Here is a 13,605-nt window from a genome sequence, read left to right as displayed (position 1 = left end):
TAGTAAATGTAAGAAGAAAACACGTAGGGGGATTAGAAATGAGTGTTCTTGAAGTAAAAGGATTAACGAAGGTGTACCAATCAAAAGGTTCAGTAGCGACGACTGCTTTAAACGATATAAATTTTAAAATAGAAGAAGGCGAATTTGTAGGGATTATGGGTCCTTCAGGAAGTGGGAAAACGACGCTTTTAAATTTATTAGCAACAATTGATAAGCAAACTTCAGGTCATGTGCTTGTAAATGGTGAAGAAATTAATCAAATGCGTGCTGCAAAATTAGCGGAGTTTCGCCGTACACATTTAGGGTTCATCTTCCAAGATTTTAATTTACTTGATACGTTATCCATTAAAGAAAACATTATTTTACCACTTGTAATGGCGAAGAAACCTGTAAATGAAATTGATGCGAAAGTACTGGAAATTGCGAAGTTTTTAAACATCGAAGAAATTTTAAATAAAAAAGTATACGAAGTATCTGGGGGACAACAACAACGTGCAGCAGCAGCGAGAGCAATCATTCATGAACCGACGTTAATTTTAGCAGATGAGCCAACTGGAAACTTAGACTCGAAGTCAGCAAAATCGCTAATGGGCGCTCTGCAAGATTTACACGAGCAAAAGAAAGCAACGATTGCAATGGTTACGCACGATCCAGTAGCGGCTAGTTATTGTGAACGTATCCTTTTCATACGCGATGGAGAAATTTTCTCGGAAATACATAAAGGAAGAACGAAACAAGCCTTTTTCCAAGAAATCCTGGACGTACTTGCGATGCTAGGAGGAGAATATCATGAACTTTCGCCAGCTCGCGCTTAATAACGTAAAAGGAAATTGGCGTAACTATAAAGCGTTTCTTATAAGTAGTTGTTTATCGATTGTCGTATTTTTCATGTATGCTTCTTTTATTTATCATCCAGATGTCGTAAGCGGTAATATTAGTATGAGAAAGATGATCACAAAAGGATTAGAATCGATGAATTATATTGTGGTCATCTTCTCGGCACTCTTTATTTTATATGCAAATTCAACGTTTTTACGAGCAAGAAAAAAAGAGTTTGGTCTACTAACATTAATAGGCGGAACGAAATCGCAGCTCGGCCGAATGATTATATTAGAGCAACTGATGTTAGGTAGTATTGCAATTGTAGTTGGTATTGGGGTTGGGATGCTTTGTTCAAAATTATTTTTCCAAGCGTTAAGCGTATTATTAAAAATAGATAAGACACTTCCACTTGTTTGGAATAGTAAAGCAGTTCTTATTACAGCTGGTGTATACTTTATTCTATTTTTAATCCTATCATTGTTTAGTGTTTGGACAGTAGGACGCTTGCAAATTATTGATTTATTAAGAGAGGCAAGAAAGCAAAAAGTAGAGCCGTTTGCATTTACATGGTTATGTGTAGTTGGTATAGGATGTATTATTGTTGCATATGTACTTAGCTTCCAAGTAACGTTTCTGAATTTCCTCATCCTCTTTTTACCGGTGGTGGGACTGACAATTGGCGGAACGTATTTACTATTTACACAAGGTAGTACAGTTGTATTAAAAGCATTACAAAAAAGAAAGCAATCTTTTTATACGTACCCAAATATGTTCGTCCTTAGCAACCTTATTTATAAAATGAAAGATAATGCTCGTTTTCTATTTGTAATTTCTATCATTACGGCGGTAGTATCTTCAGCGGTGGGTACACTGTACGTATATTTTGAAAATATGAGTGCGAAAACGGTAGAACTTACACCACATGCTATTTCATATGAGGAAAAGGGGTTAAATACGCATAACCTTATTAATGAAGAAAAGGTACAGGAGCTTGTGAAGAGACACGGGTTTGAAGATGCGCGAAAAGTAACATACGTTAAACTACCGGCAACACAGAAAATAACGTTGTTTAATAGTGAACATGAAGTACCGATGACGATTATTTCAGAAAAAGAATATAATGCAGAAGTGCGCAAACAAAAGAGAGAGCAACCTACAGAAGTTCATAATGCACCAGGTAGTGCAACGATGGTTATGGTTGATATGTCAAATGAACTGATGAAGATAGATCGTACGAAATCGTATGAATTTACAATTAATGGACAAAAGCAGTCTGTTCAATTAAATAATCCAACGCAGTATTCTGTTTTTAATGATAGTGAATATCTCATTGTAAATGATCAAGATTTTGAGAAATATGCAACACTCGTACCAGATGAAGAAAAGACAAAATATTACGGTTATTATATTGAGGATTGGAAAAGTACAGAAAACCTTGTATTAGATTTGAAAAATGAAATTGTACCAGAAAAGCAAGGGGAATTGAGAAATTCAGTGTTTGCGTATAAGGATATAAGAGAAGGTGGAGCAATTACAATGTTCATCGGTTTCTTCGTAGCGGTACTGTTCTTCTTCTTCGCTTGTAGTATGACATATTTTAAATGGTTTAACGATAAAGAACAAGATCGCATTCAATTTAAATCGTTAAAGAGAATCGGTATGACAGATAAAGAAATTCGCAAAATTGCGATTCGACAAATGGGAGTTATCTTCTTTATACCAATTTTAATCGGTTCCATTCATAGTGGATTTGCTCTTCATACGTTAGGGAAAATGCTTTATATTAATTTGTGGAAATCAGGTGCGCTTGTAATTGGAGCATACATTTTAGCTTCTGCCATTTACTTTATGATCGCGCAAAGAGGATATTTAAAACACGTAAAAAGCTAGGGGAACCTCTAGCTTTTTGCCTATGTAGTAAGTTACAGGAGGAAGATAGATGAACATTCGGCAACTAGCGCTGCAAAATATAAAAGGAAATTGGCGTAATTATAAAGTGTTTTTCTTAAGTAGTTGTTTTGCAATATTTGCTTCTTTTGCATATATGTCTGTCATTGTACATCCGTATATGCAAGAGACGATGTGGTATCAAAACGTACGCTGGGGACTTATCATATGTAATGTTATAATTATTTCTTTTTTCGTCATATTTATTTTGTACTCTACTTCTATTTTCATAGAAGCACGTAAGAAAGAATTAGGGTTATATATGTTAATGGGAGCAACGAAGTCTAACGTAATAGGAGTAATTATGACCGAGCAAATATTAATTGGAATTTTTGCTAATATTTTCGGTATAGGGCTGGGCTTGATCTTTTTAAAGCTCTTCTTCATGGTGTTTAGTATGTTACTGGGGCTTCCGAAAGAACTCCCTGTTATATTTGACGTAAGTGCGATTGGTGTAACATTTATTACATATATGGTCGTTTTTATTCTGTTATCTTTTATAAGTGCTTTACGTATATGGAATATAAAAATCATTCGGTTATTGAAAGAATTTCGAACAGATAAAAAAGAGAAGAAAACATCAAAGTGGCTCTGTTTATTCGGTTTTGCTTGTTTAGTGGGCGGGTATGCATTGGCGCTACAAGTGACGATGGCTACGATAGCGATATACTTTTTCCCTGTGTCTATACTTGTCTTTTTGGGAACGTATTTTTCTTTTACACATGGAGCTACCCAAGTGTTAGAAATGATAAAGCGAAATAAAAAGATTATGTATACATATCCATATTTATTTATAGTGAATCAATTGTCACATCGAATGAAGGAAAATGGTCGCTTTTTCTTTCTGATGTCTATGGCAACGACGTTTGTAGTTACGGCAACAGGTACGGTGTTCTTGTATTTTTCTAGCATGCAAGATATGTGGCGAACTGGAGGGGTACACTCGTTTTCGTACATAGAAAAAGGTATTTCTACTTATGAAGTCTTTGAAGAAGGTGCGGTTGAAAAATTACTGAATCAATATGGGTATGATGATTTTCAATATATGAGTTTTGTTGGAGTGTATGCATCCTTTCAGTCTAATAAAGGAGAAACAACAATAGCACCGCTTATAAAAGAAAGTGAATATAACCAAGAAGCAAGGAAACAAAAACAGAAAACGTATCGTCCTAAAAAAGGTACAGTGACACTCGTTTATTATAATAAATACAATAATTCGAATGTATATAATCAAAAAGAGATTCAATTGCAAGTAATGAATCAACCATATCAATTCGTATTTAACGGTCAGAAAGAAGGGGTTCAATTTAACCATCACCCTTCGTACATTAATGGTCTGTTCTTCGTTATGAATGATGAAGATTTTGATAGTATAGCAAATCAGGTTCCTGATTCTGAAAAAATGATATATAGAGGCTACACATTACCAAATATCGAAAAGACGAAGAAATTAAATGAAGATTTACGGAAACATATGAAACAAGATAATAATAATGCATTTCGAAGCAATATGGAGTTGTATGTAAATATGAAAGAAGGCGGCGATATTACTCTATTTGTAGGCTCATTTATTAGTATATTATTCTTTCTTACTTCATGTAGTATCGTTTATTTTAAATGGTTCCATAATATTGCATCGGACCGAAAGCAGTATGGTGCACTCTCTAAACTTGGAATGACGAAGGAAGAAGTATGGAAAATTTCTCGTTGGCAATTATGTATGCTATTTTTTGCGCCAATTATAGTAGGGAGTATGCATAGTGCAGTTGCGTTATATACGTTTCATAATACGCTTTTTATGGATGGATCATTAAGAAAAGTAGGTTTGTTCATTCTGTTTTATATCGCAGCATGTATCATTTATTTCTTCTTCGCTCAAAGAGAATATAAGAAACATTTAGACTAGCGAACGCTAGTCTTTTTTTAAATATTCGAAATTTACATAGAAGAATATAAAAAAGTATGGTATAACAGTAAGAAAACGAAAAAGAGGGGAAAAGACGATGATTCGAGTAGGATATTTAGGACCAGAAGCAACATTTACAAATATGGCGGTGAGTCGTTTTTTTCCGGAAGCAGAGCATGTACCATATCGAACGATTCCAGATTGTATAGATGCAGCTGCAAATGAAAATGTAGACTTCGCAGTTGTACCGTTAGAAAATGCAATAGAAGGTTCAGTGAATATAACGGTTGATTACCTTGTACATGAGCAGCCGCTTTCCATTGTAGGAGAAATTACAGTACCAATTCAGCAGCATTTACTTGTACATCCGCAGTATGCAGAAGTGTGGGATGAAGTATATGCAGTGCATTCTCATCCGCATGCCATTGCACAGTGCCATAAATTTTTAAATGAAGAATTAAAAGGAGTAACTGTTCGAGATATGACATCTACAAGTGCTGCTGCGCAATATGTGAAAGAACATCCTGAAGAGAAAATTGCCGCTATTGCAAATGAAGCGGCTGCAGAAAAATACGGATTAACAATTGTGAGACGTAGTATTCATACGCATAAAAATAATCACACACGTTTCTTGGTACTCCATAAGAAAAAGAAAGCAGTACTCCCGAATAACGGAGAGAATCGCGGAGAGAAAACGACGCTTATGATAACGTTACCTGCAGATTATGCAGGTGCCCTATATCAAGTGTTATCAGCTTTCGCATGGAGAAAATTAAACTTATCAAAAATCGAATCGCGTCCGATGAAAACAGGTCTTGGAAATTACTTTTTCTTAATTGATGTTGATAAAGCATACGATGACGTATTATTGCCAGGCGTAACGATGGAACTTGAAGCACTCGGTTTTTCTGTTACTGTGCTGGGGAGTTATTTTTCTTATTGGTTGTAGAGGGGAGCTGTTGTTAAAGTTGTTTGAAATGAAAAGCTGTTTCTCGGTTTGAGGCAGAGTAAGCTATCAATTCTATTGAAGTAAGTGATTAATTAAGCTAGCAAAATAAAGAAGCCGTCCTAAAAGATATTTAGGACGGCTTCTGTTAGGAATAGATAACTCTTTTGTCGGGTTTTTAGTACGCATCATTACAACTATTATAATAATAGGATTCATCATTGTTCGAATTACTGCAGCAAATACAATTCGTTTGTTGTATTAATAGATTGAGTGTAGATGGAGCTACAGTATCTGAGAAAGTAATACTCTCAACATCTTCTACTAAAAATGTTTTAATATCTCCTGGTGTTAAGGTAAATGTAAGTGGAGAGCGATGGTTTAATCTTGCGATTGTTAATCTAATCGTTGTTGCAAATGCAGGACTGAAACTAAATTTAATAAGTGTCTTATTATGATTTTTAGTGAAGTTTTCAAATACAGTTCGAGGAATTCCAGTTGTTATATCAAGATCTTGAGGGGTATTTCCCGTACCGAAAATAGTATAGTTCTGTATAAAACAGTTATTTGAATCTGAATTTGAAGAATTACATGGGCGATCATTTTTCTTATAATATTTTTTTCCATTTTTTAAGAAGTAATCCGCCATAATTAATCACTCCCTTCACATATAAGAATTAAAGGTTGTCCATATATAATATGAAATATATTTTTATATGTTTGGACGTGAAGGAAGAGAAAATAAAAAGAGTCCATCTGGTATGATGGACTCAATACTGTTTTACCTGGTGTGATTCTTTATTTTAACTTCGCAAGACGATCTTCTAACTGACCACGCCAAATATCAGCTAGTTCTGGAACAGCAAGAATTTTTTCAATGCCATCTTTATCTTTTCTATTATGAAAATAAATTTCGTTAGAGAACAAAACAGAAACATTGCTCGGTTGACGTTCTAGTAATGTAATTTTAGAATCTTTACGTACAGTACCTTCTTGAAGAACGCGGCATAGGTAGCCTGTAAATCCAGTTGCTACAATGCGTGGCAGTATGCCAGGGATGCCGAGGCGTTTTGAAATAGTGCTACAAGGAACGCGAGCTTGTGTCACTTGAATGATTGCTCCACCTAGTTGATATGTATCTCCGATGCAAACATCACGCTCTAACATATTTGTTACGGTAATGTTTTCGCCAAATGTGGAAGCTGGTAGCGTAGTTTGAAATTCCTCTTCCCATAGTGCGTAATGCTCGTGTGGGTATACACAAACAGCTCGATCAGGACCGCCGTGATGTTTTAAATCCGCTACGTCATCACCACGAAATCCGTCTTTTGAGAGAAAGGCCTCTTCTGTAGGATCTTTACATATACCTGTTATCATTTCTTTATCTTCGCCATATTTCATTTGTTTCGGTTTACCAGTACTAAAGTGAACGAGTTCAATTCCCATGTTTGATCTCCTTTACGATTGATTACAATATTATAGCATTAAAAAAGCACAGAGAATGATAAAAAACTCTGTGCTTTACATTAATAAACGAGAAATCCTGCTTTATCTAACGCCTCACAAGCAGCATCTAACTTCTCTTTAGAATCTGCTTCAATTGTATGTAAGTGAATACCGTCTGTTAGTTGCGATAGATAGGAAGCATTTGTGTTTTCGATTTTTTGTAAATATTGCTCTACATCAAAGCGATTGCTTACCATAATGGATGCTGTTAGGTCACCGTATACAGGATGCTCAACTTTTACGTCTTTAATCGTAACGCCGTGGTCAACAAGCATTGTAAGTTCTTGACGTACTTCTGCTGGTTTGTGCTGGCATACGATTACGCGTTCAAAAGCTTGTTGTTTCTCTTGTGGCTTTAAATATAAATAGCCTTGGGCAGTCGCAATAATTGGTTCGTTTCGTGCTTTAAGCAAGGAAATATCTTGCACGATAACTTGTCTACTTACGTTTGTCTTCTTCGATAGTTCATTCCCAGATAACGGCTCATTTGCAGCGAGAAGCCACTGAAGGATAAGCTGTCGTCTTTCTTCACCTAAAATCTTTTTTTGTTCATTTTGTTTCATTATGATTTAACACCTCTATAAAATTGATTTCCAATTGTGTGTAGTGCATGAATAGTAGTATCAATTTGATCTTTCGTTGTTTGTTGTCCGAAAGAGAAGCGGACATATTGTTTGGCCTCTTCATACGTTTTTCCAATTGCAAGCATAGTTTTCGAAGGTTCTTGTTTACCGACTTGGCAAGCACTTCCGGTGGAAATGGCGATACCATGGCGATTACATTCTAGCATAGTATATTGACCTTCTATTCCTTTTATTGTAACCCCAACAATATGTGGTAAACAAGAAGTAGAATGACCTTCTACTTCAATTTCTAGCGGAAGTGTTTGTATTTGCTCTAAAAAGTAGGATCGTAACTCTTTAAAACGTAAACTTTCTTCCCATTGGGTGTTTAATATATTTTCAGCAGCTGTTAAAAAAGATGCGATGCCGGGAACATTTACTGTGCCTGGGCGAAATCCTTTTTCGTGAGAAGTTCCTGGAAATACTTGTTCCCAGCGAGATTGCGGATTTATGTAGCAAGCGCCGACACCTTTTGGTCCGTATATTTTATGTGCTGAAACAGAAAGACTATCAATCCCCATCTCAAAAACATGGATAGGCAGTTTACCAAACGTTTGCACACAATCCGTATGAAATAAAACATTATATTTTTTTAAAAGTGCCCCGATTTCTGTAATGTTTTGAACGGTTCCGATTTCAGAGTTTCCATGCTGTATACTTGCTAGCACAGTATCTTCTGTAATAGCTGCCTCTAAATCTACTAAACAAATGAGTCCATTTTTATCAACAGGAATTTCAGTGATCGTATAGCCTTTTGATTTTAGAGATTGAAAATAACTTCGAATGGATGCATGTTCCATAGGTGTCGTAATAATATGCTTCTTAGTTCGGGGATTTAGAAGTGATTGGATCGCAAGATAGTTTGATTCCGATCCGCCACTTGTGAAAAATACTCCTTGTTCTTTTCCTCCAATCATTTCCGCAAATGTTTTTCGGCAAACTTGTAATAAAGAAGCAGCTGTTCCTCCAATATCATGTAAACTTTGTTCATTTCCGAAGTATTGCGACGCTGCTTTCATATATGTTTGTAACGCTTCCTCGCTCATAGGTGTAGTAGCTGCATAGTCAAGATATATCATCATGTAAGTTCCTCTCTCTAGTAAGAGTTACAGTTCTTTTACTTTTTTAATGGTAGTGAAAATAAGAATTATAAAAAAACTCTTGTCATTATTTTAAAACTATGTAAATATAGGTGTCAAGACAGTTGAAAAGTGTAAAGTAGGAGGCAACAATTATGCCAAGTGCAGATGTCTTAATTATTGGAAGTGGTGTTGCGGCACTTCGTGTTGCAAAAGAGATTTGTCACGAAAAGAATGTGATTATTATCACAAAGGAGACGAAACGTAATAATAATACACATTTAGCTCAAGGTGGAATTGCCGCAGCGGTAGCTACATATGACAATCCTAATGATCATTTTGAAGATACATTAGTAGCAGGTTGTCATTATAACAATGAAGAAGTGGTCCGTTATTTAGTCGAGGAGGGACCGAAAGAAATTAATAACCTTATTGAAAGAGGAATGAAATTTGATGGGGATGAAACAGGTCCTCATCTTGGAAAAGAAGGAGCGCATCGAAAACGTCGTATTTTACATGCAGGTGGCGATGCAACAGGAAAGAATTTATTAGAGCATCTTATTCAAGAAGTAGCTCCATACGTTACGGTAGTGGAACAGGAAATGGTGCTCGATTTTATTATAGAAAAAGATAAATGTGTTGGGGCTTTAACTCGCAACAATAAAGGAGAATTGAAACGTTACAATGCAGATTATACGGTGTTAGCTTCAGGCGGTATTGGCGGTTTATACGCCTTTACTTCTAATGATGAGACGATTACAGGCGATGGACTTGCAATGGTGTACCGTGCAGGCGGAGAGCTTGTAGATTTAGAGTTTATACAATTTCATCCGACGATGTTATACGCGGGTGGGCGTTGTTCCGGCCTCGTGTCCGAAGCTGTTCGCGGAGAAGGAGCTGTCCTTATAAATGGAAAAGGGCAGCGTTTTATGATGGATATACATTCCGAACAGGATTTAGCGCCTCGTGATGTAGTCGCAAGGGCTATTCATGAACAGCTACTTGCGGGTGAAAAAGTGTACTTAAACATCGAAATGATTCAAAACTTTGAACAACGCTTTCCGACCGTGTCATCGATATGTAAAACAAATGGAGTCGATATAAATAAAAAACTTATTCCAATCGTGCCCGGTACTCATTTTCACATGGGCGGCGTGAAAACGAACTGTGATGGAGAGACGTCTATTCCGAACTTATACGCAGTCGGTGAAGTAGCTTGTAACGGGGTTCATGGTGCAAATAGATTAGCGAGTAATTCATTATTAGAAGGTCTTGTGTTTGGAAAAAGAATCGGACGACACATTTTATCTAGAGAGACAAAAGAAAAGGTGAACATGCTAGCCGAAAAGGAAGCAAAGTTTATCGTTCTGAATCATTTACCGACGAAAGAAGAAATACAAAAATGCATGATGAAATATGTTGGGATTGTGCGAACAGAGCAAAGTTTATCTTATGCGAAGAGATGGCTTAGTAAGTATGGTGTTCGAAATATGATATTACAACATGATGTTCTTACGAATGAAGAGATAACGCTTATTAATATGTTAACGGTTTGTGAGCTTATAGTTGTATCAGCCTTGCAAAGAGAAGAAAGTATTGGCGGGCATTACCGGAGTGATTATCCAGATAGAAATATAGGAAAGAAAGAGATTGTTCGAGTAAAGAGAAAGCGACAACTTGTGTGATGAGGGGAAGAGAGGCTTTATGAACACGATAAAAGTTAAAGAAGCATTAAATCGATTTTTTTTAGAAGATATAGGGGAAAGAGATGTAACATCTCAGCTTATTTTTCCAGATAACTTGCTTTCGAAAGGAACGTTTCTTGCGAAGGATACAGGGGTCTTTGCAGGACGTTTAGTAATTGAATCAGGATTTAAATTAATTGATGAGAGAATTGAAGTAGAGCTTCATAAAAAAGATGGGGATCTTGTAGAAAAAGGCGAAATCATTGCAACAGTGCAAGGTCCAATTGCATCGTTATTAACAGCAGAGCGCGTTATATTAAATGTTATTCAGCGTATGAGCGGAATAGCGACGATGACGCGTAAAGCGGTTCTTGCTTTAGATAGCAGTCATACTCGCATTTGTGATACACGAAAAACGATGCCAGGACTACGTATGTTTGATAAGTATGGAGTCGTGTGCGGCGGTGGATTTAATCATCGCTTCGGTTTATATGATGGTGTCATGATTAAAGACAATCATATTGCGTTTGCTGGTTCTATTACAAAAGCTGTTACATCAGTGAAAGAAAAGTTAGGACATATGGTGAAAGTAGAAGTAGAAACAGAAACTGAGGAACAGGTGAGAGAGGCTGTCGCTGCTGGTGCGGATATTATTATGTTCGATAATCGTACGCCAGATGAAATCCGGGAGTTTTCAAAAATTGTACCAAGCGCTATCGTTACAGAAGCTTCAGGGGGCATCACAATTGAAGATTTATCAAAATACGGAAAAACAGGGGTAGATTATATTTCACTTGGAGCGTTAACACATTCAGTGAAAGCACTTGATATTAGTTTCAATATTGAAGAGTAAGGAAAGTGGCTTAGAGGGGGAGAAACGTATATGAGTATTTTAGAACAAGTACAGCCAATTGAAACGATGTTACCAGAGCGTTATTACACGATGTCAACGGAAGATATGGAAAAGCGTGTTCGTGAAATTAAAGAGAAAATGGGGAAAATGTTATTCATTCCAGGGCATCATTATCAAAAAGATGAAGTGGTACAATTTTCAGATGCAGCAGGGGATTCACTTCAGCTTGCGCAAGTTGCAGCGAGCAATAAAGATGCAAAATATATTGTGTTTTGCGGGGTGCACTTTATGGCGGAAACAGCAGATATGTTAACTACAGATGATCAAGTTGTCATCTTACCAGATATGCGTGCAGGTTGTTCGATGGCGGATATGGCAGATATTGAACAAACAGAAAGAGCATGGAAAGAGCTCACGAAATTATTTGGAGATACGATGATTCCGTTAACATATGTGAACTCTACAGCTGCAATTAAAGCGTTTTGTGGTCGTAACGGAGGAGCAACAGTAACTTCTTCTAATGCAAAGCAAATGGTATCTTGGGCGTTTACTCAAAAAGAACGTCTCGTCTTTTTACCAGACCAACATTTAGGGAGAAATACAGCGCACAATCTAGGTATTCCGTTAGATAAAATGGCAGTATGGGACCCACACACAGATTCATTAGAGTACGATGGGGATATAGAAGAAATTCAAGTGATTTTATGGAAAGGACATTGTTCTGTTCATCAAAATTTTACAGTGAAGAATATTGAGAGTGTACGAAAAAATCATTCTAATATGAATATTATTGTACATCCAGAATGTTGCTATGAAGTTGTAGCTGCTTCAGATTATGCAGGCTCAACGAAATATATTATTGATATGATTGAATCAGCGCCATCTGGTAGCAAATGGGCGATTGGTACAGAAATGAATTTAGTAAATCGAATTATTAAGCAACATCCAGATAAAGAAATTGTTTCGCTTAATCCATTTATGTGTCCGTGCTTAACGATGAATCGAATTGATCTGCCTCACTTATTATGGACACTTGAAACGATAGAAAGAGGAGAAGAAATTAACGTTATTAGCGTAGACAAACAAGTAACGGCAGAAGCAGTTCTTGCATTAAATCGTATGTTAGAGCGTGTGTAAAGCAACGGTATTCCCGTTGCTTTTTTTCATACATATAATCATAACGAGAACGAAATGGGCATACATTGTTTTGAAGAAATCATTGTGGTTCTTTATGCTTATTCCACTTCGAATGATATTGAAAATCGAAGAAGTGATAAAAGTGAAAAGAAGTTAATGTTATTTAGAAAGAGTTACTTCAAGAGATTTGTTACTTATAGATAAGTTATACAGGAGGGGGAAAATTTGAAAATTCATATCGTGCAAAAAGGGGATACCCTTTGGAAAATTGCGAAAAAGTACGGAGTGGATTTTGACACGTTGAAAAAAACAAATACACAACTTAGTAATCCAGATTTAATCATGCCAGGTATGAAAATTAAAGTGCCATCAAAGAGTGTTCACATGAAACAACAGGCTGGAGCAGGTTCAGCGCCTCCAAAGCAATACGTAAAAGAAGTGCAGCAAAAAGAATTTGCAGCAACACCAACTCCGCTTGGAATAGAAGATGAGGAAGAAGTTACGTATCAATCAGCACCAATTACACAGCAGCCAGCTATGCAACAAACACAAAAAGAAGTGCAAGTAAAACCGCAGAAAGAGATGCAAGTAAAGCCACAAAAAGAAGTACAGGTGAAACCACAGAAGGAGATGCAGGTAAAGCCGCAAAAAGAAGTACAGGTGAAACCGCAAAAAGAGGTGCAAAAAGAACAGCCAATTCAAAAAGAAAAACCGTCTGTTATTCAAAAACCACCTGTGATAGAAAAACAAAAACCGGCGGAAAAAGAAAACACGAAGTTTTCGGTAAATGTATTACCGCAGCCGCCACAACCACCAATAAAACCGAAAAAAGAATATAAAATTTCAGATGTAATAAAAAAAGGAAGCGAGTTAATTGCTCCTCAAATTAGTAAAATGAAACCTAACAATATCATTTCTCCGCAAACGAAAAAAAATAATATAATATCGCCGCAAGTGAAAAAAGAAAATGTAGGGAATATAGTGTCGCCGCAAGTGAAAAAAGAAAATGTAGGGAATATAGTGTCACCACAAGTGAAGAAAGAGAATGTAGGAAATATAGTGTCACCACAAGTGAAGAAAGAGAATGTAGGAAATATAGTG

Annotated in this window: 11 protein-coding genes and 1 pseudogene; 8 read left to right on the top strand and 4 right to left on the bottom strand. The window is 36.4% G+C overall.

Annotated elements, in window-relative coordinates:
• Positions 1–38: 38 nt before the first annotated feature.
• The 4 genes from HFD78_RS07945 (at position 39) to pheA (ending at position 5,624) form a co-directional block, all read left to right on the top strand.
• Positions 39–815 (top strand): ABC transporter ATP-binding protein, encoded by a 777-nt coding sequence (locus HFD78_RS07945; protein ID WP_000114524.1) that lies wholly within the window; start codon positions 39–41, stop codon positions 813–815.
• Positions 790–2,712: an ABC transporter permease gene (locus HFD78_RS07940; protein WP_001011424.1), complete on the top strand. Its 1,923-nt coding sequence runs from the start codon at positions 790–792 to the stop codon at positions 2,710–2,712. Before HFD78_RS07945 ends, HFD78_RS07940 begins: the two co-directional genes overlap by 26 nt.
• 49 nt (positions 2,713–2,761) lie before the next feature.
• Positions 2,762–4,675: an ABC transporter permease gene (locus HFD78_RS07935; RefSeq protein WP_001026334.1), complete on the top strand. Its 1,914-nt coding sequence runs from the start codon at positions 2,762–2,764 to the stop codon at positions 4,673–4,675.
• A gap of 97 nt (positions 4,676–4,772) precedes the next feature.
• Positions 4,773–5,624: a prephenate dehydratase gene (gene pheA / locus HFD78_RS07930; RefSeq protein ID WP_000621700.1), complete on the top strand. Its 852-nt coding sequence runs from the start codon at positions 4,773–4,775 to the stop codon at positions 5,622–5,624.
• Positions 5,625–5,799: 175 nt separating this feature from the next.
• Here the strand turns inward: pheA and HFD78_RS07925 are convergent, their stop codons facing one another.
• From HFD78_RS07925 to HFD78_RS07910, 4 genes are all read right to left on the bottom strand, one after another.
• Positions 5,800–6,270: a hypothetical protein gene (locus tag HFD78_RS07925; protein WP_000796370.1), complete on the bottom strand. Its 471-nt coding sequence runs from the start codon at positions 6,268–6,270 to the stop codon at positions 5,800–5,802.
• A gap of 149 nt (positions 6,271–6,419) precedes the next feature.
• Positions 6,420–7,067: an MOSC domain-containing protein gene (locus tag HFD78_RS07920; RefSeq protein ID WP_000510707.1), complete on the bottom strand. Its 648-nt coding sequence runs from the start codon at positions 7,065–7,067 to the stop codon at positions 6,420–6,422.
• Positions 7,068–7,147: 80 nt separating this feature from the next.
• Positions 7,148–7,690 (bottom strand): transcription repressor NadR, encoded by a 543-nt coding sequence (locus HFD78_RS07915; protein WP_000812272.1) that lies wholly within the window; start codon positions 7,688–7,690, stop codon positions 7,148–7,150.
• Positions 7,690–8,832, bottom strand: coding sequence for an IscS subfamily cysteine desulfurase (locus tag HFD78_RS07910; protein ID WP_000973762.1), 1,143 nt, complete (start codon positions 8,830–8,832; stop codon positions 7,690–7,692). The genes HFD78_RS07915 and HFD78_RS07910 overlap by 1 nt, the downstream gene beginning before the upstream one ends.
• Positions 8,833–8,984: 152 nt before the next feature.
• On the opposite strand from HFD78_RS07910, the gene nadB reads away from it, so the two are divergent.
• The 4 genes and pseudogenes from nadB to exsA all read left to right on the top strand — a co-directional run.
• Positions 8,985–10,514, top strand: a complete 1,530-nt coding sequence (gene nadB / locus HFD78_RS07905; protein WP_001138539.1) for an L-aspartate oxidase — start codon at positions 8,985–8,987, stop codon at positions 10,512–10,514.
• A 19-nt stretch (positions 10,515–10,533) separates the two neighbouring features.
• Positions 10,534–11,367, top strand: a complete 834-nt coding sequence (gene nadC, locus HFD78_RS07900; protein ID WP_001092230.1) for a carboxylating nicotinate-nucleotide diphosphorylase — start codon at positions 10,534–10,536, stop codon at positions 11,365–11,367.
• 30 nt (positions 11,368–11,397) lie between these two features.
• Positions 11,398–12,504, top strand: a complete 1,107-nt coding sequence (nadA, locus tag HFD78_RS07895; protein WP_000025337.1) for a quinolinate synthase NadA — start codon at positions 11,398–11,400, stop codon at positions 12,502–12,504.
• A gap of 225 nt (positions 12,505–12,729) precedes the next feature.
• Positions 12,730–13,605: pseudogene (gene exsA / locus HFD78_RS29410) on the top strand (spore coat assembly protein ExsA); the annotation flags it as partial.

Source organism: Bacillus sp. EKM501B, from assembly GCF_011800505.1.
In the GTDB taxonomy this organism is placed as follows: Bacteria; Bacillota; Bacilli; order Bacillales; family Bacillaceae_G; genus Bacillus_A; species Bacillus_A cereus.
This window is presented reverse-complemented; position numbering and strand designations above follow the sequence as displayed.